20 protein-coding genes are annotated in these 24,872 nt (G+C 68.8%); 19 read left to right on the top strand and 1 reads right to left on the bottom strand.

The genetic code is table 11. The features are described from left to right. Positions 1 to 47: 47 nt before the first annotated feature. The 19 genes from gspG to bcsZ (ABE422_RS17075) all read left to right on the top strand — a co-directional run bounded on the left by gspG (position 48) and on the right by bcsZ (ABE422_RS17075) (position 23,457). The gene (gene gspG, locus ABE422_RS16985) at positions 48 to 479 is read left to right on the top strand and encodes a type II secretion system major pseudopilin GspG (protein ID WP_313209244.1); all 432 of its coding nucleotides are present in this window, start codon (positions 48 to 50) and stop codon (positions 477 to 479) included. A 24-nt stretch (positions 480 to 503) separates the two neighbouring features. Further along, a complete protein-coding gene (locus tag ABE422_RS16990) occupies positions 504 to 989 on the top strand; it encodes a GspH/FimT family pseudopilin (protein WP_346483392.1) in 486 nt (161 codons plus the stop codon). Next, entirely contained in the window at positions 986 to 1,402 is a 417-nt protein-coding gene (locus ABE422_RS16995) for a prepilin-type N-terminal cleavage/methylation domain-containing protein (protein WP_313209247.1), read from the top strand. The genes ABE422_RS16990 and ABE422_RS16995 overlap by 4 nt, the downstream gene beginning before the upstream one ends. Then, positions 1,399 to 2,037: a type II secretion system protein J gene (locus tag ABE422_RS17000; protein WP_313209249.1), complete on the top strand. Its 639-nt coding sequence runs from the start codon at positions 1,399 to 1,401 to the stop codon at positions 2,035 to 2,037. Before ABE422_RS16995 ends, ABE422_RS17000 begins: the two co-directional genes overlap by 4 nt. Next, positions 2,034 to 2,897 carry a type II secretion system protein GspK gene (locus ABE422_RS17005; RefSeq protein ID WP_313209251.1) on the top strand — a complete coding sequence of 288 codons (864 nt, stop codon included), beginning with the start codon at positions 2,034 to 2,036 and terminating at the stop codon, positions 2,895 to 2,897. Before ABE422_RS17000 ends, ABE422_RS17005 begins: the two co-directional genes overlap by 4 nt. Continuing rightward, positions 2,894 to 4,042 carry a PilN domain-containing protein gene (locus ABE422_RS17010; RefSeq protein WP_346483393.1) on the top strand — a complete coding sequence of 383 codons (1,149 nt, stop codon included), beginning with the start codon at positions 2,894 to 2,896 and terminating at the stop codon, positions 4,040 to 4,042. Before ABE422_RS17005 ends, ABE422_RS17010 begins: the two co-directional genes overlap by 4 nt. Further along, entirely contained in the window at positions 4,011 to 4,760 is a 750-nt protein-coding gene (gene gspM / locus ABE422_RS17015) for a type II secretion system protein GspM (RefSeq protein WP_346462884.1), read from the top strand. The genes ABE422_RS17010 and gspM overlap by 32 nt, the downstream gene beginning before the upstream one ends. Next, a complete protein-coding gene (locus tag ABE422_RS17020) occupies positions 4,750 to 5,538 on the top strand; it encodes a hypothetical protein (protein ID WP_346481411.1) in 789 nt (262 codons plus the stop codon). Before gspM ends, ABE422_RS17020 begins: the two co-directional genes overlap by 11 nt. A gap of 9 nt (positions 5,539 to 5,547) precedes the next feature. Then, positions 5,548 to 7,743 carry a type II secretion system secretin GspD gene (gspD, locus tag ABE422_RS17025; RefSeq protein ID WP_346481412.1) on the top strand — a complete coding sequence of 732 codons (2,196 nt, stop codon included), beginning with the start codon at positions 5,548 to 5,550 and terminating at the stop codon, positions 7,741 to 7,743. A 115-nt stretch (positions 7,744 to 7,858) separates the two neighbouring features. Next, a complete protein-coding gene (locus ABE422_RS17030; RefSeq protein WP_346466155.1) occupies positions 7,859 to 8,725 on the top strand; it encodes a glycosyltransferase in 867 nt (288 codons plus the stop codon). Further along, positions 8,722 to 9,558 carry a glycosyltransferase family 2 protein gene (locus ABE422_RS17035; RefSeq protein ID WP_313209263.1) on the top strand — a complete coding sequence of 279 codons (837 nt, stop codon included), beginning with the start codon at positions 8,722 to 8,724 and terminating at the stop codon, positions 9,556 to 9,558. The genes ABE422_RS17030 and ABE422_RS17035 overlap by 4 nt, the downstream gene beginning before the upstream one ends. Positions 9,559 to 9,666: 108 nt before the next feature. Then, positions 9,667 to 10,845, top strand: coding sequence for a nicotinate phosphoribosyltransferase (pncB, locus tag ABE422_RS17040; protein WP_346462881.1), 1,179 nt, complete (start codon positions 9,667 to 9,669; stop codon positions 10,843 to 10,845). 299 nt (positions 10,846 to 11,144) lie between these two features. After that, entirely contained in the window at positions 11,145 to 11,603 is a 459-nt protein-coding gene (bcsD, locus tag ABE422_RS17045; protein WP_313209267.1) for a cellulose biosynthesis protein BcsD, read from the top strand. Between the two features lie 24 nt (positions 11,604 to 11,627). Next, positions 11,628 to 11,987: a hypothetical protein gene (locus ABE422_RS17050; RefSeq protein WP_346481413.1), complete on the top strand. Its 360-nt coding sequence runs from the start codon at positions 11,628 to 11,630 to the stop codon at positions 11,985 to 11,987. Between the two features lie 99 nt (positions 11,988 to 12,086). Further along, positions 12,087 to 14,237 carry a UDP-forming cellulose synthase catalytic subunit gene (bcsA, locus tag ABE422_RS17055; RefSeq protein ID WP_313209271.1) on the top strand — a complete coding sequence of 717 codons (2,151 nt, stop codon included), beginning with the start codon at positions 12,087 to 12,089 and terminating at the stop codon, positions 14,235 to 14,237. After that, entirely contained in the window at positions 14,234 to 16,573 is a 2,340-nt protein-coding gene (gene bcsB / locus ABE422_RS17060; protein ID WP_313220001.1) for a cellulose biosynthesis cyclic di-GMP-binding regulatory protein BcsB, read from the top strand. The genes bcsA and bcsB overlap by 4 nt, the downstream gene beginning before the upstream one ends. Before the next feature lie 2 nt (positions 16,574 to 16,575). Beyond that, a complete protein-coding gene (bcsZ, locus tag ABE422_RS17065) occupies positions 16,576 to 17,739 on the top strand; it encodes a cellulose synthase complex periplasmic endoglucanase BcsZ (RefSeq protein WP_313220000.1) in 1,164 nt (387 codons plus the stop codon). Beyond that, positions 17,721 to 22,208 (top strand): cellulose synthase subunit BcsC-related outer membrane protein, encoded by a 4,488-nt coding sequence (locus ABE422_RS17070; RefSeq protein ID WP_346483394.1) that lies wholly within the window; start codon positions 17,721 to 17,723, stop codon positions 22,206 to 22,208. The genes bcsZ (ABE422_RS17065) and ABE422_RS17070 overlap by 19 nt, the downstream gene beginning before the upstream one ends. Before the next feature lie 100 nt (positions 22,209 to 22,308). After that, positions 22,309 to 23,457 carry a cellulose synthase complex periplasmic endoglucanase BcsZ gene (gene bcsZ / locus ABE422_RS17075; protein ID WP_346481416.1) on the top strand — a complete coding sequence of 383 codons (1,149 nt, stop codon included), beginning with the start codon at positions 22,309 to 22,311 and terminating at the stop codon, positions 23,455 to 23,457. Positions 23,458 to 23,494: 37 nt separating this feature from the next. On the opposite strand, the gene ABE422_RS17080 is transcribed toward bcsZ (ABE422_RS17075), so the two are convergent. Then, on the bottom strand, positions 23,495 to 24,811 hold the full coding sequence (locus ABE422_RS17080) for an NCS2 family permease (protein WP_313219998.1): 1,317 nt from the start codon (positions 24,809 to 24,811) through the stop codon (positions 23,495 to 23,497). Positions 24,812 to 24,872: the final 61 nt, after the last annotated feature.

The raw sequence follows: 24,872 nt of genomic DNA on the forward strand, positions 1-24,872 counted from the left end.
CGGCCTCTGGTGAATACCCCAACGATTCGATGCAAGGAGCCTGCCATATGCAACGCCGTCGCCTGACCCGCTTTTCTTCCGCGCGCCACCAGTCCGGCATGAGCCTGCTGGAGATCATCATCGTGATCGTGCTGATCGGTGCGGTGCTGACCCTGGTCGGCAGCCGCGTGCTCGGCGGCGCCGATCGTGGCAAGGCCAACATCGCCAAGGCACAGGTGCAGACCATGGCCGGCAAGATCGACAACTATCAGCTCGATACCGGCAAGCTGCCGGCCAAACTGGATGATCTGGTCACCCAGCCCAGCGGCAGCGCGGGTTGGCTCGGGCCGTACGCCAAGCCGGCCGACCTCAATGACCCGTGGGGTCATGCGTTGGAGTACCGCGTGCCGGGCGAAAGCCAGCCGTACGACCTGATCAGCCTGGGCAAGGACGGCAAGGTCGGTGGCAGCAGTTACGACGCGGACATCCGGTACGAGTAATCGGCAGTGGGAGCGCTGTGGCCCATGCCGAGCAGACCGCCGCATCGCGTGCCCACGGGCACCCGTGTGCGCGGTCTGTCGTTGCTGGAGATGCTGCTGGTCGTGGCGCTGATCGCCATCATCGGTGTGGTGACCGCCACCGCGATGAACGGTGGCATCGACGGCATGCGCCTGCGCAACGCCGGCAAGGAAATCGCCACCCAGCTGCGCTACACGCGCACGCAGGCCATCGCCACCGGCCAGACCCAGCGCTTCGTGATCGACCCGCGTGCCAGGACGTGGCAGGCCGCCAATGGGCGCCACGGGCAGATTCCCGCCGCGCTGGACGTCCAGTTCCGCGGGGCGAGCCAGCTCAGCACCGCGCCGGGGCAGGGCAGCATCGCCTTCTTCGCCGACGGCGCGGCCAGTGGCGGCAGCATCGACCTGAGCACGCGCGGCGCGGTGTGGGAGATCCACGTCGGCTGGATCACCGGCGAAGTCCGTGCCGGTCCGCGCCGGGAGGGCGGATGAAGCGTCAGCGCGGCTATTCATTGCTGGAGGTGATCATCGCCTTCGCGCTGCTGGCGTTGGCGTTGACCCTGCTGCTGGGCAGCCTGTCCGGTGCGGCGCGTCAGGTCGGTCAGGCCGACGTGCGCAGCCGGGCCACGCTGTATGCGCAGTCGCTGCTGGCCAGTACCGGCGTGGAGGCTCCGCTGCAGGAGGGCAGCACACAGGGCGAGTGGGAGCAGGGCAAGTACCGTTGGCGATTGCAGGTGGAACCGTACGCGGAGCCACGCACGACCACCGCGCCGGTGGCCACCGATGTTGGCGGCCCGACCCTGGCGCAGATCACCCTGCAGGTGCGCTGGGGCGAAGGCAACGGCGAGCAGTTGCAATGGCGCAGCCTGCGCGTGTTGCCGCCGGTACCGGGCACCCCGCGATGACGCGGCGCGCGCGCCGTGCCCGCGGCTTCACCCTGATCGAAATCCTGCTGGCGACCGCGCTGCTGGTCGGCGGCCTGGCGCTGGCCTTCGCCACCGTGCGCTCGGCCATGGCGATCAGCCAGCGCGGCGAGCGCATGGCCGCCCAGAACGAGCGCATGCGCGCGGTCGAAGGCTTTCTGCGGCGTCGCCTGTCGACCGCGCTGGTCATCGCGACCTCGCCGCCGGATCCCACCCGCGACCCGGTGTACTTCGTTGGCGAGCCGCAGCGGATGCTGTTTGTCTCCGATCTGCCTGGCTACCTCGGCCGCGGCGGGCCGTATGCGCATGAGCTTCAGGTCCGTCGTGCGGGTGGGCAGGAGCAGCTGGAGGTCGGGCTGACCCTGCTGCAGAACGGCGAGGCGATCGAAGAAGATCCACCGCGGCCGCCGGAAATGCTGGCCGATCAGCTGCGCGACGTGCGCTTCCGCTATCGCGGTACCGATCCGCGCACCGGCCAGCTGACCGAATGGCTGGACCGCTGGGAGGACACCCGCCGCCTGCCGCTGCTGGTCTCGATCGAGATCGTCCCGCTGCAGGGACCGGCGTGGCCACCGATGATCGCGGCGCTCCCGCCACCGCGCGGAGATCGCCGATGAGGCCGGCGCGCGGTGCCGCGCTGGTGCTGGTGCTGTGGTTGATCGCGCTGCTCACGGCGGTGATCGGCGCATTCGCGCTGAGCGCACGCGTGGAGCACATGCAGCAGCGCGTGATTGGCGATGATGCCATCGGCCAGGAATACGCGCGCGCGGGGCTCGAATATGCCCTGCATCGTCTGCAGCCCCGCGCCAGTCAGCCGGCATGGGTGGCCGATGGCCGCCGCTACCGGTGGAGCTTCGATGACCGCCGGATCGATCTGGCGATCCTGGATGAGAACGGCAAAGTGAATCTGAATCTGGCCGATGCCAGCTTCCTCACCGCCTTCCTTCGTGCAATGGGAGAGGAACCTGGCCGCGCCCAGCAGCTGGCCGGTGCCATCGTCGATTGGCGCGACGCCGACAGCCTCAAACAGCCTGGCGGTGGCGCGGAGACGCCGGATTACGTCGCGGCCGGCCTGCCGTATGGCGCACGCAACGCGCGCTTCGAGACCGTGGGCGAGCTGCAGCGCGTGCTGGGCATGGAGGCGGACCTGTATGCGCGGATCGAGCCGATGCTGACGCTGTACAGCCGCCAGGCGCGGCCCGATCCACGCTTCGCGGCTGGCCCGGTGTTGACCGCGCTGGGGCTGGACGCCGAACGCCTGCTGGCCGAGCGCGAGCGTGCGGCGGCGGCAGATGACGCGGGATTACCGACCGCACCGCTTGCAGGTGGCAGCGGCACCTATAGTATCGAGAGTCGCGCCACGGACGAACGCGGCCGGATATCGGTACTGCGCGCCGTGGTGAGGATGGGGTCGGCAGGCACGCCGGGAACGGCATACACAGTACTTCGCTGGGAACAGGGAATGGCAGCAAGATGACGGCATGGCGTGACAGTCTGGTGCGGGCCCGCGGGCGCTTGTCGCCTGGCGTGGGCAGCAGCCTGCGCTGGTGGCGGCAATCGTTGCTGGCCTGGCTGCCGGTGCGGTGGCAATGGGCGATGGGCTGGTCGCGCTCGCGGCTGCTGTTGCAGCGCGATGGTGAGGTGTTGCGCCTGCAGCGCCAGACGGGCGAGCAGATCGAGGCGATCGCCGAACTGCCCTGGCCGGTATCGCCGGACACCCTGGATACCGTGCTGGACGCGCGCCTGCGCAGCTTGCCGCGGCATTGGTTGCTGCCCGCCGGCAGCGTGTTGCGGCGCCCGCTGCGGCTGCCCGCGGCGGCCGCGGAGCGGCTGCGCGATGTGGTCGGTTTTGAAATTGATCGGCAGACCCCCTTCGATGCCAGCCAGGTCAGCTACGACGTGCGCGAGCTGGGCGCGCTGCCGGATGGCCAGTTGCAGGTCGAGCTGGTGGTGATCCCGCGCGTGCAGCTGGAGCAGTGGGCGCAGCAGGCCGGGCCGTGGGCGCAGGCCGTGGCCGGCGTCGATGCGGTGGATGCCACTGGCCAGCCGCTGGACGTCAATCTGCTGCCGGTCGCGCAGCGGCAGCCGTATCGCGACCCGATGGCGCGCTGGAACTGGCTGCTGGCCGTGGGCGCGGTCGTGCTGCTTGCGCTGGCCGGCCATCAGTTGATCGACAATCGCCAGGCCGCGGCGGACCAGTTGCGTGAGCAGGTCGATGCCGCCGCGCGTGATGCGCGGCGGGTTGCCGCCGAACGTCAGCAACTGCAGAGTCTGGTGGAAGGCGCCGCGTTCCTGGAGGGCAAGCGTGCCGAGCATGCGAGCACCGTGGAGATATGGAATGAACTTACCCGCCTGCTGCCCGATGGCACCTATCTGGAAAAAATGTCGATCGAGGGCACCACGCTGCAGTTGATCGGGCTCAGCCGCGAAGCCTCGCAACTGGTGCCGCTGCTGCAGGACTCGCCGCTGTGGCGCAAGGTCAACCTGACCGGCGTGCTGCAGGCCGATGGGGCGACCAGCGGCCGCGACCGTTTCACGCTGACTGCCGAGCTGCAGCCGTTGCCCGGCGCGATGCCGCCTGCCAAGGAGGTTGCCGATGGCAGCACAACCGACGCGCCGTGATCGCTGGCTGGCGCTGGGCCTGCTGCTGGCGGTGATCGCGGTGGCCTACCTGCTGCTGGTGCATCCGTGGTTGACCCGCCCGCTGCTGGCGATCCATGCCGACATCGCAACGGTGCAGGAGCGTCAGCAGCGTGTACAGGCGCAGCTGGCGCAGCGCGGCCAGATCGCTACCCAACTGAGCGAGGTGCAGACGGCGCTCGAGGGCCGCCCCGGCTTCCTGCGCGAAGCCACGGCCGAATCGGCGGCTGCCGCGCTCTCCAGCCGCCTGCAGGATGCGGTGGCCTCCGCCAGCCCGGGCAATCGCAGCTGCACGATCAGCAATCGCACGCCACTGCCGGATGCCAGTCGCGAACCGGCCTTCCCGCGCGTGGCCCTGCAGGTGCGCCTGCGGTGCGGCGTGCCGGAGATGGCCGCGGTGCTGCACACGCTGGAGACCGGCACGCCGCGCCTGTTCGTGGACAACCTCAATCTGCTGGCGCAGCGCTTCCAGCAATCGCCAAGTGAAACCGGCACCGGCCTGGACGTGTCGTTCGAACTGGTCGGCTATCTGCGCCCGGGCGCCGCGCTGGAGCCTGGTGCGCCGGTGCCGCCCCCCCTTCCGCTGCCGGCGGGACAGGACGCTGGGCAGAACGCTGACCCAGGTGCGGCCCTGCCCAGCGATGCGGCCGAGCCCGCGCCGGCACCGGACGCTGCCGAGGAGGTCGAGCATGAAGCTTGAAGCAGCCGGCCTGCGCACCTGGTGGCTGGGGGGCATCGCGCTGTGGGCACTGGCGATCTGGATCGCCACGCTGTTCGGGCTGGGCAGCCGTATCGCGCCGGCCACGGATGGCGATATCGGCCCCGGGCCGTTGCCGCAGCTGGCACCGGCCGCACCGGAGCGCATGGCCTCGGCCAGCACGTACGCACAGATCGGTGCGCGGCCGCTGTTCGCCGAAGACCGGCAGCCGCGCCCGTATCTGCTCGGCGGCACCGAGCAGGGCACCGCCAGCAGCGTTTCGCTGACCGGCGTACTGCTCACGCCTGACTTCGCCATGGCCATCCTGACCACCGATCAGCGCCAGTCGCTGCGGTTGCGCTTGAACGGTGAGGCGGTGAACGGTTGGCAGCTGCTGGCGCTGGAACCACGCCGGGCCACGGTCAGCGGGCCGGGTGGCACCCAGACGCTGGAACTGCCGGTGTTCAACGGGCAGGGCGGCGAGCCCCCCACCGTGCTGGGCGCCACGCCGCTCACGAGCGTTCCTCCGGCCGGTACCGGCGCCCGACCGATCAACGGCGCGGCGGCGCCGATGCCCGCGCCCCCACCGGCCGCAGCCCCTGCGGCGCAGGCAGGGACGCCCTCGAATGCGGCGGCCCCCGCGCAGAACGCGCAGGGCCCCAGCGAAGACCAGATGAAGTCGATCCGCGAACGCATCCAGGCGCGCCGCCAGCAATTGCAGCAACAACAGCAACAGCAGTCGCAGCAACCGCCCGCGGGCGGCTCCGGCCACAACCCTTAGAGTGACAGCATGACCCTGCGCCTTTTCCCCGTGTCTTTCCTTGTCGCCCTGCTGGTGGGCTGCACCACCGTGCCCGCGCCGGAGGTGCGCCGCGATGCGGTCCTCGACAGCCACCAGGTGGTCGCCGGTGATGGATCCCACGCAGGCGTCGATGCCGAGCCACTGGGAACCAGCAGTGCACCGCAGGCGGTGATCCGCCGCGGCACCGGCACGATGATCAACCGCAGCGCCGCCGCGGCGCCGCAGCCGTCGCTGGGCAATGCCTCCACCGGCAATGCGACCTTCAACTTCGAAGGCGAATCGGTGCACGCCGTGGTCAAGGCGATCCTCGGCGACTTCCTCGGCCAGAACTATGTGATCGCGCCGGGCGTGCAGGGTACCGTGACCCTGGCCACGCCGAAGCCGGTCTCCTCGGCGCAGGCCTTGAACCTGCTGGAAATGGTGCTGGGCTGGAACAACGCACGCATGGTCTACAGCGCAGGCCGCTACAACATCGTGGCCGCCGACCAGGCGCTGGCGGGCACCGTATCCCCCAGCACCGCCTCGCCGGCCAATGCGCGTGGCTTCGAAGTGCGCGTGGTGCCGCTGCAGTACATCTCCGCCACCGAGATGAAGAAAGTGCTGGAGCCCTACGCGCGCCCGAACGCGATCGTCAACGTCGACAACGGCCGCAACGTGATCACCCTCGGCGGTACCCGCAGCGAACTGGAGAACTACCTGCGCACGGTCGAGATTTTTGACGTGGACTGGCTCTCGGGCATGTCCGTGGGCGTGTTCCCGATCCAGTCCGGCAAGGCCGAGCAGGTCGCCGCCGATCTGGAGAAGGTGTTCGGCGAGGAAAGTAAAACTCCCAGCGCCGGCATGTTCCGCTTCCTGCCGCTGGAGAATGCCAACGCGGTGCTGGTGATCACCCCGCAGGCGCGCTATCTCGACCAGATCCAGCAGTGGCTGGACCGCATCGATACCGCCGGTGGCAGCGCGCGGCTGTTCTCCTATGAGCTGCGCTACGTCAAGGCCAAGGACCTGGCCGAGCGTCTGGCCGAGGCCTTCGCCAATGAGAACGGCCGCGGCGGCCGCGGCAGCAGTTCGCTGGCGCCGGGCGCGTCGCCGATGGACATCGGCAGCCGCGATGGCAACAGCAACAGCAATTTCTCCAACACCGGCAGCAGCAACGGCGGCAGCCGCGGTGGGCTGGGCGAGGGCACGATGAGCCTGCCGCAGCGCCAGTCCGGCAACGCCAGCTTCAGCCTGGAGGTGCAGGGCGATACGGTCGGTGTCTCGGCAGTGGAGGAAACCAACACGTTGCTGGTGCGCTCCACCCCGCAGGCGTGGCGCTCGATCCGCGAGGTGATCGAAAAGCTCGACGTGATGCCGATGCAGGTCCACATCGAAGCGCAGGTGGCCGAGGTCGCGCTGACCGGCGATCTCAGCTACGGCGTGAACTGGTTCTTCGAGCAGGCCGTGGCCACCGGCAAGACCGAGAGCGGCATCGACCTGCCCAGCGCGCTTGGCCGTTCGATCTGGGGCAGCATTTCCGGCTCGGTCGGCAGTGACGGAGTCGGCTGGACCTTCCTCGGCAAGAACGCCGCCGCGGTGGTCAGCGCGCTGGACAAGGTCAGCAACCTGCGTCTGCTGCAGACCCCGTCGCTGTTCGTGCGCAACAACGCCGAAGCCACCCTCAACGTGGGCACCCAGATCCCGATCAACTCGGTGTCGGTCAATACCGGCGTGGGCGGCGACAACACCTACAGCCAGGTCCAGTACCTGGATACCGGCGTGATCCTCAAAGTGCGCCCGCGCATCACCCGCGATGGCGTGGTGTTCCTGGACATCGTGCAGGAGGTCAGTTCGGCCGGCGCGATCCCGAGCGGCTGCGACCCGACCCGCACCACCTGCAACCCGCCGATCAATACCCGCAAGATTTCCACCGAAGCGGCGGTGCAGAGCGGTGACACCATCATGCTCGCCGGCCTGATCACCGATTCCGGCGAAGACGGCTCCAGTGGCGTTCCGGGCCTGAGCAAGCTGCCGGTGATCGGTGCGCTGTTTGGCCGGAAGACGTTGAAGTCCGAACGCTCCGAAGTGATCGTGCTGCTGACCCCGACCATCGTGCGCAACGCACAGGAGTCGCGGAACCTGACCGACGAGTACAGCAGCCGCTTCCGTGCGATGGAGCCGTTCCCCGAGCGCAAGGGCAAGCGCTGAGCGATGCCAGGCCCCTGCTGTCACCGCAGGGGCCGATCTTGTTACGCTGGCCGCGCCCAAGGGAGCCTGCGATGACACAGCGACACGGCGAAGACGGCAGCACGCAGAGGTCGGCATGAGCACGGTCATCCTGTTGCCGATCGGGGTCGACGATGCCGCGCTGGACCGCTGCCTGGCCGCGCTCGATGCCGGCACCGCGCCCGGTACCGCGATCTGGTTGGCCGACGATGGCCAGGCCGGCCCGCGCGCCCAGGCCGTGATCGAACACTGGTTGGCACAGACGCCGCTGCAGGCCGAGTACACCCGCCGTGCCCGGGCGATCGGCGAAGTCGCCCATCTGGATGAAATGCTCGCCGCGTGTACCGGCGCCGACGTGGTGGTGCTCGCCCCGGATGCGATCCCGGCACCGGGCTGGCTGCAGCAGCTGGAGGCCTGCCTGGCCCGCGATGCCTCGATCGGCTCGGCCACGCCGTGGTGCAATGCCGGTGAGACGGCCGCCTGGCCGCGCCTGGGCGAGATCAATCCGCTGCCGGACGATCTGGACCTGGTGCCGTTGGCCCAGGCCTGCGCGGCGATGCCGCCGCTGCATCCCGAGTTGCCTTCGGCGGTGACCCACGCTGTGTTGTTGCGCGGCAATGCCCGGCGCAAGGCCGGCGGGCTGGACATGCACAGCTACGCGTCGTGGAACGCGGCGCTGATCGACCTCAGCCTGCGCATGGCCGGGCTCGGCTGGCGCAACGCGCTGTGCGAGACCGCCTTCGTCGCCCGCGTGGCCGAAGGCGTGACCGGCGAGGGCGACATGGAGGCGTTGGCGACGCGCTGGCCGGCCTGGCCGCCGCGGCTGGCCGGCTTTCTGATGGCTGATCCGTTGCAGCAGGCACGCCACGACCTGCAGCAACACCACCGGCAGGCGATAATGCCCAAGGCGCAGGGCGATCTGTTCGCGCCGCCTGTCATTGCCGCCCCGGAGCCGCCCGTTTGAGCCCTGCCATCGCCGCCATCATCGTCAGCTACCAGAGCGCCAGCACGCTGGACGCCTGCCTGCTGCGCCTGCGCGAGGCGCGCGACATCGCTGAAATCCGCGTGGTCGACAACGATTCCACCGACGGCACCCTGGAGATCGTGCAGCGCCATGCCAGCGCCGATCCGCGGGTGCGCTTCATCGCCAATCCGGACAACCCCGGATTTGCGGCGGCCAACAACCAGGGCGTGGCCGACAGCCAGGCACCCTGGCTGGCCTTCATCAACCCGGACCTGATGGTCGGTCCCGATACCCTGGCCCTGCTGCGCGAACGCGCGCTGCCGCTGGGTGACTGCCTGCTGGGCGTGGAACAGGTCGACGAAGACGGCCGCCCGGACGATGCGGTGCGACGCCGAGACCCGGATTTCGCCGCGATGCTGCGCAACCCCGGGCAGGGCGGAAAGCTGGCGATCCCGGTTGACCGCAGCCAGCCGCTGCAGGTCGTGCCGGCCCTGTCCGGCGCCCTGCTGTTGATGCCGCGCGCGCTGTTCGACCGGATCGGCGGCTGGGATGCGGGCTATCGCCTGCACGCCGAGGATCTGGACCTGTGCCGGCGCGCACGCGAGGCCGGCGCGGTGATCGCGATCGCCAACGACCTGCAGGTCACCCATGTACGCGGTGTCTCCAGCCGCTCACGGCCGTTCTTCGTGGAATGGCACAAGCACCGGGGGCTGTGGCGCTACTTCCGGAAATTCGAGGCGCCGCAACGCGCCTGGCCGGTGCGCTGTGCCGTGTGGGGCGCGATCTGGGCGCATGCGCTGGCGCAGGTGCCGCGTCTGCTCCGCCGCCGGTAGAGGCCCGCGCACTCGCTTCGGCACCGGGGCGATACCTGCCGTGAACGCATTCCACGCTGCGGGCACCGGCCGTTGGTCGTACCCGGTGGCGGGCGCATAATCCCCAGCATGATCATCCAGTCCCTGCTCGACACCGACCTGTACAAATTCACCATGATGCAGGCGGTGCTGCATCAGTACCCCGGCGCGCAGGTGCAGTACCGGTTCAAGTGCCGGACCCCGGGCATCGACCTGGCGCAGTTCATCGACCAGATCAACGCCGAGATCGACCACCTGTGCAGCCTGCGATTCAGTGCCGAAGAGCTGGACTACGTGCGCGGCCTGCGCTTCGTCAAACCGGATTTCGCCGATTTCCTCGGCCTGTTCCACCTGGACCGCAAGTACATCGCGCTGCGCCCCTCGACCACCGTACCCGGTGAGATCGATCTGGACATCACCGGGCCGTGGCTGCACACCATCCTGTTCGAAGTTCCGCTGCTGGCGATCATCAACGAGGTCTGGTTCCGCAACACCACCGACTCGGATTTCAGCGAGGGCGAGCGCCGCCTGCAGGCCAAGACCGCGCTGCTGCGCGATACCCCCGGCTTCGAGCTGTGCCGGATCGCCGACTACGGCAGCCGCCGCCGTTACTCGCGCGAGTGGCACGGGCGGATGCTGCCCATGCTGCGCGACGCGCTCGGTGCGCAGTTCGTGGGCACCAGCAACGTGCATTTCGCCCGGCTGTACGGCATGACCCCGCACGGCACGATGGCCCATGAGTACCTGCAGGCGTTCCAGGCGCTCGGCCCGCGCCTGCGCGATTCGCAGGTGGCGGCGCTGGAATCCTGGGCGCGCGAGTACCGCGGCGACCTGGGCATCGCGCTGTCGGACGTCGTCGGGCTGGACGCCTTCCTGCGCGACTTCGACATGTACTTCTGCAAGCTGTTCGACGGCGTCCGCCATGATTCCGGCGACCCGTTCACCTGGGGCGACCGCATGCTGGCCCACTTTGAGAGCCGCCGGGTGGATCCACGCAGCAAGGTGCTGGTTTTCAGCGACGGGTTGAACATCGAAAAGGTGATGCAGCTGTTCGATTACTTCCGCGGCCGCTGCCAGGTGGCCTTCGGGGTCGGCACACACCTGACCAATGACCTGGGCCCGACCCCGCTCAACATCGTCATCAAGATGGTCCGCTGCAACGGCCAGCCGGTCGCCAAGCTGAGCGATTCACCCGGCAAGAGCATGTGTGATGACCCGGGTTATCTGGCGTATCTGCGCCAGGTGTTCGAGTTGCCGGCCGAGGGTTGAGCGTTGCGGCCGGGCGGTGGATACGCCGCGGCGTCACACTTTTTCGCCCGCCCTGCCGGGGAGGGGCGACGCCACGGGGTGCCGTCACGGCCGCCCGGTACCTCGGGCATTCCACGTTTCCGTTCAGCCCACTGGCCGCGGGTGACGCGGCGCGTCAGGAAGCGACGCAGCGCGCTCGCTATGCAGGAAAGCCAGATGTGCCACAATATTGTGAGGCGTAGTTCACACTTTTGACCGACATCGATGCCGGTAATTGCCTGTATACCGCCTCTGCATCGTGGTTCGTCTAGGCTTTCCAGATGAATTCATCAGCATTGCTTGATTACTACCGTGCCCATTCGTGCTCTCCTCAGTGGCGCGGCTTCCTGCTTGCGCTCTGCGAAGAGTTCGACAGTGCGTTGCCCGATGCCGAGCTGTCCCGGCTGATGGCGCGTATCGGTGAGCGCTTCGGCCGTGACCATGCGCTGCCGGCGGTGGCGACGCTGGAGGAACTGCAGCATGCGGCCAACGCCGTGTGGTCGTCGACGGAGTGGGGGCTGGTCGTATTCGAGGAAGCGCCCGAACAGGTGCGCATCCATCACGCCGCCTCGCCGTTGTCGGCGGTGCTCGGCGCCCGCGCCGGGTGGGACACCGGGTTTCTCGAAGGTGTGTACCGGCAGTGGTTCCGCGCCGCCGGGATGATGTCGGTGCTGGATGTGCGCTATCTGCAGAGCGATCATCCTGATGTAGCCACGTACACGCTGTCGCGTGTGTTCTGAATCCTTCCCCCTTTCGATGGTGCCATGAGCAAGCTTCAGCAACCTGCCGATTCAGAGAGCCACGACGACGTGGCCGGTCTCTTCAACCGTCTGGGGGACCGCGATGACACGCGTGCTTACCGGGATTTCTCTCATAGCCAGTCCCGCGTCAGCGCGGTGGCCAAGCCGCGCGACGAGGCGCCGCCGCCGATTCCGGCCGTGATCCTGCCGCCGGTGGCCAGTGCCGCAGCGGTGATCGCGCCGGCCCAGGCTGCACCGGTGGAGACACCGACCAGTGCCGCACCGGCACAGAAAACACCGTTGGAACAGGTGTTCCAGCGCTTGGCGGGCGCGCGCAGCGCGACGCCGGGGCACAGCCCGTTGAGCCGGTTGCGCCAGGGTTGAAACGTAGCCGGTGATCGTCCGTCACGCCCTTTCGGGGCGGGGCGACGGGCCGGCTGATGCAAGGGGATGCCGCTGCCTGCGGCCGTGTTGGGGAACATCATGAGCAAGTCTTCCACCCCGAGAGGGGATGCCGTTCTGGCCCGTCTGGCGCTGCTTGCGCTGGCGGTCGGCGGCGCCATGCTGCTGGCCTTCGTGGTCACCGTTCCGATGGAGATCGGCCAGCAGTTCCTGTTCTCGGCGGTGGTGTTCCTGATCGCCCTGTGCCTGCGCAACCGCGAGAACCGGTTGATCCCGCTGATACTGATGGGCCTGTCGCTGGTGATGTCCACGCGCTACATGTACTGGCGTCTGACCGACACCATGGGCATGAGCAGCTTCGTCGATCTGACCCTGGGCCTGGGCCTGGTCGCCGCCGAGGTCTACTCGTTCATCGTGCTGGTGCTGGGCTACTTCCAGGTGGCGTGGCCGCTGCACCGCAAGCCGATGCCGCTGCCCGAAGATCAGTCGCTGTGGCCCAGCGTGGATGTGTTCATCCCCACCTACAACGAACCGCTCTCGGTGGTGCGCACCACGGTGCTGGCGGCGACGGTACTGGACTGGCCGGCCGACAAGCTCAACATCTACCTGCTCGATGACGGCCGCCGTGAGGAATTCCGTGAATTCTGCGACGAGGTCGGGGTGCAGTACATCACCCGGACCAACAACAGCCACGCCAAGGCCGGCAACATCAATGCGGCGCTGAAGAAGACCACGGGCGAATACGTGGCCATCTTCGACTGCGACCACATGCCGACCCGCTCGTTCCTGCAGATGTCGATGGGCTGGTTCCTGCACGACGAAAAGATGGCGGTGGTGCAGACCCCGCACTATTTCTTCTCTGCCGATCCGTTCGAACGCAACCTGGGCAACTTCGGCCGCGTGCCCAACGAAGGCGAGCTGTTCTACGGCCTGCTGCAGGATGGCAACGACCAGTGGAACGCGACCTTCTTCTGCGGCTCCTGCGCGGTGATCAAGCGCGGCCCGCTGGAGGAAGTCGGCGGGGTGGCGATCGAGACCGTCACCGAGGATGCGCACACCGCCATCCGCCTGCACCGCGCCGGTTACCGCAGCGCCTACATCCCGGTGCCGCAGGCCGCTGGCCTGGCCACCGAAAGCCTCTCGGCGCACGTCGGCCAGCGCATCCGCTGGGCCCGTGGCATGGCGCAGATCCTGCGGGTGGACAACCCGATGTTCGGCAAGGGCCTGAGCTTCGTGCAGCGGCTCTGCTACACCAACGCGATGCTGCACTTCTTCTATGGCCTGCCACGGATCATCTTCCTGACCGCGCCGCTGGCCTTCCTGTTCTTCGGCGCCCATGTCATCCACGCCTCGGCGCTGATGATCCTGGCCTACGCGCTGCCGCACATCGTGATGGCCAACCTGACCAACCTGCGTGTGCAGGGCAAGCATCGCCATCTGCTGTGGAACGAGGTGTACGAGACCACGCTGGCCTGGTACATCCTGCGCCCGACCCTGATGGCGGTGATCAACCCCAAGCTGGGCAAGTTCAACGTCACCGCCAAGGGCGGCCTGGTCCAGCGCAGCTACTTCGATGCGCAGATCGCCCGCCCGTACCTGTTGCTGCTGCTGTTGAACCTGGCCGGCGTGATCGCCGGCATCGTGCGGATGGTGATGGCCGAGACCAGCGGCGAGGTCAATACGATCTGGTTGAACCTGGGCTGGACCGTCTACAACATGATCATGCTTGGCGCGGTCATCGCCACCTCCAGCGAACAGCGCCAGATCCGCCGCGCGCACCGCGTGCCGCTGAACATGCGCGCCGTGCTGCATCTGCCTGATGGCCAGGCGCTGCCGTGCCGCACGCTGAACTTCTCCACCGGTGGCATGGCGATCCGCCTGGACCAGGTGCAGCCGGTACAGCCGGGCACCCGCGTCGAGGTCGAGCTGGCCCATCGCCAGCGCAGCCAGCGGTTGCCGGCCGAAGTGCGGCATGACCGCGACGACCAGGGCATCAGCATCCAGTTCGGTGAGCTCACCCTGGAACAGGAGCGCTGGCTGGTCACCTCCACCTTCGCCCGCGCCGATATCTGGGTAAAGCTGTGGGGTCGCCATGACCGCGATACCTTCCTGCGTTCCACCACCGACGTCCTCAAGGCCAGCATGCGCGGCTTCCACCGCCTGGGCAGTTTCGTTCTTGCGGGAGGCCGCAAGGATGGCCCCACCCCGCCGCGCACCGGAGATTCCGCATGACCCGTCGTGACCGTTCCCTGTTCCGCCCGGTGCGCGTGCCGCGTCCGTCCGCCGCAGCGGTGGCGTTCACCCTGACCCTGCTGTGTGGCGCGGTCTACGCGCAGGATCCTGCGGTACCCGCAACGGCCACGCCCGTCGCCGCACCCGCCGATGCCGCCCCGGCAGTGCCCGTGCCGCCTGCCGCGCCAGCGGCTGGTTCGCGGCAGAGCCGCGCCACGCTCAAGCAGCTCGGCATCGATTACGAGATCACCCTGCGCGGCATCCAGGGCACCGCTGGCGTGCCGTTCTCGATCCGCAACGATCAGGTCGTCGATCGCGCCTCGCTGCACCTCAAGTACAGCTATTCCCCGGCGCTGCTGCCCGACCTGTCGCACCTGAAGGTGACCGTCAATGACGTCACCGTGGCGACCCTGCCGACGCCGGTCGACCAGGCCGGGCGGATGATCGAGCGCGATATCGATATCGATCCGCGCATGATCATCGACTACAACCGGATCAACCTGCAGTTGATCGGCCACTACACGCGCGAGTGCGAGGATCCCGACCACACCAGCCTGTGGGCCAATATCGACCGCGCCAGCTACCTGGAGCTGGGCTGGGCGCCGCTGCAGCTGACCAATGACCTGTCGCTGCTGCCGGTGCCGTTCTTCGATGCGCGCGATACCAACCGGCTGGAGCTGCCGTTCGTGTTCACCGGGCAGCCGGGGCAGGGCCTGCTGCAGTCGGCCGGTATCGTCTCCTCCTGGTTTGGCGCGCTGGCCGGCTACCGCGGCGCGTTGTTCCCCGCTTCGATCGATACCGTCCCGCTGGAGGGCAACGCGGTGGTCGTGGCGACCCCGCGCAACCCGCCCGCCGGCCTGGTCCTGCCCGACATCAGTGGGCCGACCCTGGCTGTGATCGCCAACCCCAACGATGCCAACGGCAAGCTGCTGCTGGTGCTCGGCCGCGACGATGGCGAACTGCGCATCGCCGCCACCGCATTGACCCTGGGCGCGCCGCTGTCCGGCCCGACCGCGAGCATTGGCGACTTCAAGGAGATCGCGCCGCGCAAGCCGTACGATGCACCGAACTGGATCCCGAGTGACCGCCCGGTACGCGTTTCCGAGCTGGTCCAGCAGACCAGCGAGTTGAACGTCGTCGGCTACCATCCGGACCTGATCCGGATCGGCCTGCAGTTGCCGCCGGATCTGTTCGTGTGGCGTCGCGACGGCATTCCGTTGGACCTGCGCTACCGCTACACGCTGCCCGAAGGCGCGGACAAGTCCGCGCTGAACATCAGCATCAACGATGCCTTCGTCACCACGCTGCCGTTGAACGGTCGCCCGGCACCGCGCTCGGTGTCGGACATGCTGTGGAACAAGCTCAAGGCGCCGGGCGCGATGCCGATCCAGCAGAAGGTGATGCTGCCGACCGGACCGTTCTCGTCCAACAGCCAGCTGCGCTTCCACTTCTTCTTCGATCGCCCGCAGGCGGCCGAGTGCAAGAACACCTTCCCGGATGTTTCCGCGGCGATCGATGGGGATACCAGCATCGATCTGAGCGGCTTCGACCACTACATGGCGATGCCCAACCTGGCCGCCTTCGGCAATGCCGGCTATCCGTTCACGCGGCTGGCCGACCTCTCCGAGACCGTGCTGGTGCTGCCGGACAACCCCAATGCCGATGACGTCGGCAACGTGTTGACCCTGCTTGGCCGCATGGGTGCCTCGACCGGTTACCCGGCGCTGCGCAACCGCATCATCGCCGCGCGCCAGGTCGGCGAGCATGCCGACCAGGATCTGGTGGTGCTCGGTTCGCGCCGCAGCCAGCCGCTGTTCGGCGAATGGGCCGCGCACCTGCCGATCGGCGAGGCGGGGCAGTCGCGCCGCGTGCAGCTCTCGGACTGGGTGTTCGAACGCATGCCCTCGTTCCTGTCGCCGGATGCACGCCGCACCGATCTGCCGACCACCGCCGAAGTCTCGGTGCGTCCGGATGCGGGCGACGTCGTGCTGATGGGCTTCGAATCGCCGTTGCGCAAGGGCCGCAGCGTGGTGGCGGTGATGGCCGACGACCCCGCCCAGGTCAACCGCCTGTTCGAAGCGTGGTTCGATCCGGACCGCCTGCGTGATTTCCAGGGCAGCGTGGTGCTGCTGCAGAAAGACAAGGTGCGCAGCCTGGCCGGTAACCAGAGTTACTACGTCGGCCACCTGCCGCCGCTGACCTGGCTGCGTTGGTACTTCTCGCAGAGCCCGCTGCTGCTGGCCGCCTTCGTGGGCCTGGGCTGCCTGTTGCTGGCGCTGATCGCGCGCTGGCTGCTCAAGCGCAACGCCAAGGCACGTATCGGGATGTCCGGCTGAGCATGCGCGACACGTCCGACCCCGCGCCGGCGCCACCGCGCCGTCGCTTCCTGCAGGCGCTGGCGGCCGCCGGTGTTGCCGCCGCGCTGCCGCTCGATGCCCTGGCGCAGGCCTGTGGCACGCCGTGGCGTGAGTGGCGGGCGTTCGTCGATCGGCATATCGAGGCCGATGGCCGCGTGGTCGACCATCTCAATACCGATCTGCGCAGCACGTCCGAATCGCAGTCCTACGGACTGTTCTTCGCACTGGTGGACAACGATCCGATCCTGTTCGATCGGATCCTGGCCTGGACCCGCCGCCACCTCTGCCGAGGCCGCGCGGATCTCAATCTGCCGGCATGGCTGTGGGGCCGGGCCGCTGATGGCCAGTTCCGCGTGCTCGACAACAACACCGCCTCCGATGGTGAGGTGTGGATCGCCTACGCGTTGCTTGAAGCCGGCCGCTTGTGGAAGCGCCCCGGCCTGGTCGAGGCCGGCCGGCAGACGCTGGCGCTGATGCGCACGGCCGAAGTCGTCGAGCTGCCCGGCTTCGGACCGATGCTGCTGCCGGGCAACCGCGGCTTCGTGCAGGCCGACCGCTGGACGCTCAACCCCAGTTACCTGCCGCTGTTCGTCCTGCGCCGCTTCGCCGCCGTCGATGCACGCGGTCCGTGGGCGCGGCTGGCCGAGCGCAGCGTGGCGATGGTGCGCGCCAGTGCACCGGTCGGCTTCGCGCCGGACTGGATCGCCTGGAACGGCAAGGCCTTCGTGGTCGACCCGGCCAAGGGCGCGACCGGCAGCTACGATGCCATCCGCTGCTATCTCTGGGCGGGCATGACCGACCCGGCCGATCCGCTGCGACGCACCCTGCTCGATGGCCTGTCCGGCCCGGCATCGCTGCTGCGCGCGCAGGCCGGCTTCGCCGAGAAAATCGAGACGCGTCGTGGCGTTGGCACCGGCGCACCGTCGCCGGGCTTTGCCGCAGCGCTGCTGCCGTATCTCAGTGCCCTCGGCCAGCCCGCGCTGGCCAAGGTGCAGCTGGCGCGGATTCCCGCGGCCGGCACCCTCAACTATTACGATCGTGCCCTGGTGCTGTTCGGCAAGGGCTGGATGGATCGCCGCTACCGTTTTTCTGCCGATGGGCGACTGCTGCCCGCGTGGAGTTCGCCATGTTCCGCAAGACCCTGACACCCCTTTGCCTGGTCGGCCTGTGCGTGTTGACCGTGCCGGCCTTTGCGCAGAACGCGTCATCGACGCAGCAACTGGTCAGCCAGGGCAACTACTGGCAGGACCAGGGCCGCGAGGACCTGGCGGCCGATGCGTGGCGCAAGCTGCTGGCGACCGATCCCAACCAGGCCGATGCGCTGCTCGGCCTGGGCCTGATCGACCTCAACCAGGGCCGCCGTGCCGAAGCGCAGAAGCGTCTGCAGCAGCTGCAGGCACGTCATCCCTCCTCGGCGCAGACCACGCGCCTGCGCATGGCGCTCGGCGGCGGTGGAGGTGGAGGTGGCAACCAGCTGCAGACCGCCCGTCGCGCGGCGGCAGCCGGTCGCTATGTCGAAGCGGTGCGCGCCTATGACGAAGCGTTCGGTGCCGGCGGCCCGCCCAATGATCTGGCGCTGGAGTACTACCAGGTGCTCGCCGGTACGCCCGAAGGCTGGACGCGTGCCCGCGACGGCCTGCGCCGTATCGCCACCGGCAACAACAACCCGGCCAAGCTCGCGCTGGCCCAGGTGCTGACCTATCGCGAGCCGACCCGGCGCGAAGGTATCGCCCAGCTGCGCGCACTGAGCCAGGCCAACGATACCGCCGGCCCTGCGCGCGCGGCCTGGCGCCAGGCGTTGCTGTGGCTCAACGCCACCAACGCCGATGCGCCGCTGTACCAGGCCTTCCTGGAGGTGGTGCCGAACGATCGCGAGGTGGCCGCCAAGCAGGCGCAGCTGCGTGAGCAGGCCATCGCCAACCGTCCCGCGCCGCAGGACCCGAACCAGCGCCTGCTCGGCGAGGGCTTCCGCGCGTTGGACAGCAACAATCTGCCCCAGGCCGAAGCCCGCTTCGCGCAGGTGCTGCGCGCGCGGCCGCGTGATGCCGAGGCGCTCGGCGGGCTGGGCTCGGTGCGCCTGCGCCAGGAGCGCTTTGGTGAAGCCAATGAACTGCTGCGGCCGGCCGCCGCGATCAACGGCAAGTGGCGCAGTGCCGCCGATGCCGCGCGCTACTGGCTGACCCTGCAGGAGGTGCGTCGCCAGCCCAGCGGCGATGCCATCACCCGCGTGCAGCAGGTCATCGCGCTGCAGCCCAAGGAGCCCGCCGGCTACGTCGCGCTGGCCGACCTGCAGAGCGGCAGTGATCCGGTCGCGGCCGAACGCAGCTACCGCAAGGCACTGGAACTGGAGGCCGGCAACGCCGGTGCGCTGCAGGGCCTGGTCGGTCTGCTGGGTCGCCTGGGCCGCGCCGATGAAGCGGCCGCGTTGTTCGACCGGCTGACCCCGGCCCAGCAGGAAAGCGCCGGTGGCCAGTCCGTCCTGCGTGCCAACCTGGCCCGCGCCCGCGCACAGCAGGCGCTGGCCGAGGGCAGCATCGAGATGGCGCAGATCGAATTGGAAGATGCGCTGCTGGTACAGCCGCGCGATCCGTGGCTGCGGCTGGAACTGGCGCGCCTGTACAAGCGTGCCGGCCGCCCCGACCAGGCCAACGGCGTGATCGAGGGGCTGCGCGCGCTGGATGACAGCTCGGCGACCTCGCTGTATGCCCAGGCGCTGTTCGCCCAGGAAAACAGTGACTGGCCGCGCGCGTATGCGTTGCTCGAACGCATTCCCACCGCCTCGCGTGATTCGGAAATGACCGCGCTGCACGACACCGCGTGGGTGCAGGTGCAGGCCGCCCAGGCGCGCTCACTCATGCAGCGCCAGCGCAGCGGCGAAGCGCAGTTGCTGCTGGCCCGCGCCGAAGCTGCACTCGGCGACCGGGTCAAGAATCCGTCCATCGTGGCCGCGTTGGCCGGTGCCTACGCCGACATCGGCAGCCAGCAGCGCGCCCTCGTGCTCGCGCAGCGCCTGATTGAAGGCGGTTCGCCCAGCGTCGACAACCGTCTGGAATATGCCTCGGTGCTGCTGCGCGCCGGTCGCGACGGCGAAGTCGCCGCGATCCTGCGCCAGCTCGCCGACGTGCCGCTCTCGGCGAGCCAGCAGACCCGTTTGAACGATCTGCGCAGCGGCTACGTGTTGCGCCAGGTCGATGCGCTGCGCGAACTCGGCAATCTTGAAGGCGCGTACGCGGTGTTGGCCCCGGCGCTGGCCGAGCGCCCGCAGGATCCGCGCAACATCGCTGCGCTGGCACGCCTGTATGCCGCTGCGGGCGACAACGGCCAGGCCCTGGCGCTGTATCAGCAGCAGTTGCAGCTGGCCCCGGGCGATCTGGATGCGATGGTCGCCGCCGCCGGCAGTGCTGCGGCGATGCGCGACATGGATCTGGCCGAACAGTATCTGGAGCGCGCGCTGAAGCAGGCGCCGGAATCGCCGGATGTGTTGGCGGCCGCAGGCCGTGTGTACCGCGCGGCCGGCAAGAACCGCCGCGCTGAAAGCTACTTCCGCGCGTCGCTGGCGGCTGCCGCAAAGGGCAGTGGCCAGCTCGACAACGGCTACCCGCAGGCGAGCACGGCGATGCTGGCAAGCGGTGGCAGCTTCAATCCGTTCGCCGGCCTCAACCGTGGCGGTGGCACCCGTACCGCAGCGCTGCGCGATGGGGGGCTGCCATTGCCGGCGGCGACCGCCCGTCTGGCCGCCGAACCGCTGCCGATGGACGCCGGTCCGTCGATGGGCCTGAGCCTGGGCCCGGCGAGCGTCACCCCGGTGATCGATGCCGATGGTCTGCCGGAACCGGTCATGGCCACGGCCGCGGCCAGTGGCGGTGTCGGCCTGCCGTTGCCGGTGCCCGGCTCGCGCCAGGTGCCCAGCCAGGCAAGTGTGCCGCGCGCCTCGCGCAACACCGCGCTTGGCCCGCTGCCGGCGGCCACCACCGGCAACGGCGTGCTCGATGAACTGCGCGCACTCAAGGCCGAGAACAGCAGCAGCCTGGCGGTCGGTGCGGCATACCGCACCCGCGCCGGCGAAGCCGGCATGGGCCAGCTCGATGACCTGCAGGTGCCGCTGGAAGGGCAGTTTGCGGTCGGCGATGGCAAGCTCAAGGTGGCCATCACCCCGACCGTGCTCGATGCCGGCCGCCCCGATCCGGAATACACCAGTGCCAGCCGCTTCGGCGGTGGCCCGCAGGCCGCCCTCGCGGGCGCCCTGGCCGCTGACCGCACGCCGGTGGATGATCTGGTCGGTTCGTCGCTGTACCAGACCCTGTTGACCCGTGGCGAGAGCATCGTCACCCGCAATCTCATCTACGAACGCGCACTGGACAATGGCCGCTACCAGGAGCTGTTCAACCAGACCGACAGCGCGCTGACCCAGGCCGAGCGCGTCGCCGCGACCCGCGAACTGCTGTTCGCCGATCCACTGCCCAGCTACATCCTCAGCCGCGATCTGGCCAACACACCGATCAGCGATATCGCCACGCAGGTACTGGGCAACGCCAGTCTCGTGCGCGGGTTGAGCGCGGCCGAGCAGGCCCAGCTCAAGACGCTGGCACAGGGCGGCGGTGGCTCGCAGACCCCGCAGGCATTCCAGGACACCTTGTATGCGATGGTGGCCAACGCGGCAGGCTCGCGCCGGATGAGCTCGCAGGACGCCAGCGGTGCCGGCGTCTCGGTGGGGTACGAGCGCGGTGGTTTCCGCGCCGACGTCGGCAGCACGCCGCTGGGCTTCGATGACACCCAGATCGTCGGCGGCATTGGCTACCGCGGTCAGATCGGCGATGCGCTGACCTGGTCCGGCGAAGCCTCGCGCCGCGCGGTGACCGACAGCCTGCTGTCCTTCGCCGGTGTGGAAGACGGGCGCAACGGGCTGCGCTGGGGCGGGGTGACCGCCAGCGGCGCCAAGCTCGCCGCGACCGTCGACAACGGACAGTTGGGCGGCTACGCCAGCGCGTCCTGGCACCGCCTGGAAGGCGAGAACGTGGCCGACAACGACCGCCAGGAAGTCGGCGTGGGCGTGTATGTGCACGCGCTGAAAACCGACAACCAATCGCTGACCGCTGGCCTGAACCTCACGGCGATGCAGTACGACCGCAACCTGAGCGGCTTCACCTACGGCCACGGCGGCTACTTCAGCCCGCAGCGCTATGTGGATGTCGGCTTCCCGGTGCACTGGAACGGCCGTACCGCCAGCGGCCGCGTGGCGTGGCAGCTGGATACCAGCGTCGGCGTACAGCACTTCAAGGAAGACGCTGCGCCCTACTTCCCGACCGACCCGGCGATGCAGCAGGCTGCCTACGAGGCCGCCTCGATGGCCGCGCTGCTGGGCCTGACCACGGAGTATGTCGATCCGGTCTACACCGGCCAGACCAAGACCGGTGTGTCCTACAACCTCAGCGCCGCGGCCGAATGGCAGCTGTCTTCGCAGTTGTTCCTGGGCGGGCGCATGGAGTTCAACAACGCGCGTGACTACCGGCAGTTCGGCACCAGCCTGTACCTGCGCTTCCTGCTCGACCGCCTCGGCGCCGGGCTGGGCAAGCAGCCGCAGCCGCTGCGCTCGCCGTACGCCTCGGGTGAATGATCGCCGTCATGCGCTGACGACCGGCCCGCTGCCAGGCTTTACCTGGCCGCGGGCGTCCCGCAGGCTTGGCTGGTTCCTGCTGCGAAGAGGCTGATGTCCCGTGACTGATTCCCCATCGTTCCACCCGATGCGCCGCCGCCTGCTGCAGGCGCTGGCCGTGACCCCGCTGCTGGCCTGCTCGGCCAACGGCCCGGCGCGTGGCCCCGGCCCGTGGACGGCATGGCAGGTGATGCGTGCGTCCAGCGTGACCCCGGACGGCCGCATGGTCGACCACAACAACGCCGACCAGCGCTCGACCTCCGAGGGCCAGTCCTACGCGCTGTTCTTCGCGCTGGTGGACAACGATCAGCCGCTGTTCGACCGCCTGCTGCGCTGGACCGAGGACAACCTCGCCGGCGGCAGCATGACGCAACGCCTGCCGGCCTGGTTGTGGGGGCGCGATGCCGCCGCCAATGCGTGGAAGGTGCTCGACGACAATCCCGCCAGCGACTCGGACGTGTGGCTGGCCTACACCCTGCACGAAGCCGCGCGGCTGTGGAAACGCCCGGCGCTGCGGCAGACCGCCGAGGCGATGCTGGCCGCGATCCAGGTGCAGGAACTGGTGGATGTGCCGGGCCTGGGCACGATGCTGCTGCCGGGGCCGATTGGGTTTGCGACCGAAGATACCTGGCGCTTCAATCCCAGCTACGTACCGTTGCCGCTGCTGCGCCGGTTCGCCGCACTGGACCCGACCGGGCCGTGGACGACCGTGATCGGCAACAGCGTTCGATTGCTGCGCGATACCGCGCCGCACGGCTTTGCGCCGGACTGGACCGCGTGGCGCGACGGCGGTTTCATCGCCGATCCGGACAAGGGCCCGCTGGGCAGTTACGACGCGATCCGCTGTTATCTGTGGGCGGGCATGACCGCGGTCAACGATCCCAGCTTCCGTCCGGTGCTGGAGGCCCTGCATGGCCCGCTGACGGTACTGCGCGATGGCCAACCCATACCCGAGAAGGTCAACACGCTCACCGGCGTGCGCGAGGGCACCGGCAACTACGGCTTCCATGCCGCCTTGGTGCCCTACCTGCAGGCGCAGGGCGAAGCAGACCGCGCAAAGGCGATGGTTGCCGGCCTGCCAACGCCGGAGCAGCAACGCGCCGCGCCGCCGCGCTATTACGAGCAGGTGCTCAGCCTGTTTGCCCTGGGCTGGTACGAAGGCCGTTATCGCTTCGCCGCCGATGGCCAATTGCGGCCGTCCTGGGCGTGATCCGCCGCCTACCGACCGCAGCTCGGTAGGCGCACCCTCATTCCAGCGCGTAACGCAGCACGAACAACCCGGCCACCAGCCATACCGCCGGGTGCACCTCGCGCCAGCGCCCGGTGCCGGCCTTGAGCACCGCATACGCGATGAAGCCGAAGGCCAGGCCATTGGCGATGGAGTAGGTGAACGGCATCGCCAACGCGCACAGCGCGGCCGGCACCGATTCGGTCAGGTCGCCCCAGTCCACATCGACCAGCTCACGCAGCATCAGCCCGGCCACGAACAGCAGGGCAGGGGCGGTGGCGTAGCCGGGCACCATCGCCGCCAGCGGCGAAAACAGCAGCGCGGCCAGGAACAGGGCGGCTACCACCAACGCGGTCAACCCGGTGCGGCCACCGGCCTGCACGCCCGAAGCGCTCTCAGCGAAGGCGGTGGTGCTGCTGGTCCCGAGCAGCGAGCCGGCCACGATCGCGGTGCTGTCGGCCAGCAACGCGCGGCCGAAGCGCTTCTGTGCGCCCGGTAGTTTCAGCAGCCCCGCGCGACCGACCACGCCGTACAGCGTGCCGGTGGCATCGAACACTTCCACCAGCACGAACACCAGCACCACCTGCAGCAACACCGCGATCGGCGCGCCGCCGTTGTGGTGCAGCAACCCGGGCAGGTCCAGCTGCAGGAAGGTGGGGGCCAGGCTGGGCGGCAGCGACACCAGCCCATGGAACTGCACGTCACCGAGCAGCCACGCCGCGCCGGTGACGGCCAGAATGCCGATCAGGATCGCGCCACGCACCTTGCGCGCTTCCAGGATCGCAATCAGCAGGAAGCCAGCCAGTGCCAGCAGCGGCGGCGCGGTGTTGAGCGGACCGAGTGCGACCAGCGTGTCGGTGTTGGCGATGATCACCCCGGATTTCTGCAGCGCGATGATCGCCAGGAACAGCCCGATGCCGGCCACGATCGCCGCACGCAGCGAGGGCGGGATGCCCGCCACCAGCCAGGCCCGCACGCCGGTGAGCGACAGCGCCAGGAACACCAGTCCGGATATGAAGACGGCGGCCAACGCCTGCTGCCAGGGCAGGCCGGCCGCGCCGACCACGGTGAAGGCGAAGAAGGCGTTCAGGCCCATGCCCGGGGCCATGCCCACCGGGAAGTTGGCGGCGAACGCCATCACCAGCGAACCCAGTGCCGCGGCCAGGCAGGTGGCCACGAACACCGCGCCCGGGTCCATCCCGGTGGTGGCCAGGATGTCCGGATTGACGAAGACGATGTAGGACATCGTCAGGAAGGTGGTCAGCCCGGCCAGCACCTCGGTACGCACGGAGGTGCCGTGCTGCTGGAGCTGGAAGACGCGTTCGAACAGGGACATCGCAGATCTCTCGTGCCGGGGGCGCACTGCCTCGCCCAGGCGGACCTGCGGGTGCGTCGTG

The organism is Stenotrophomonas sp. TWI1151, assembly GCF_039673135.1.
Taxonomy (GTDB): Bacteria; Pseudomonadota; Gammaproteobacteria; order Xanthomonadales; family Xanthomonadaceae; genus Stenotrophomonas.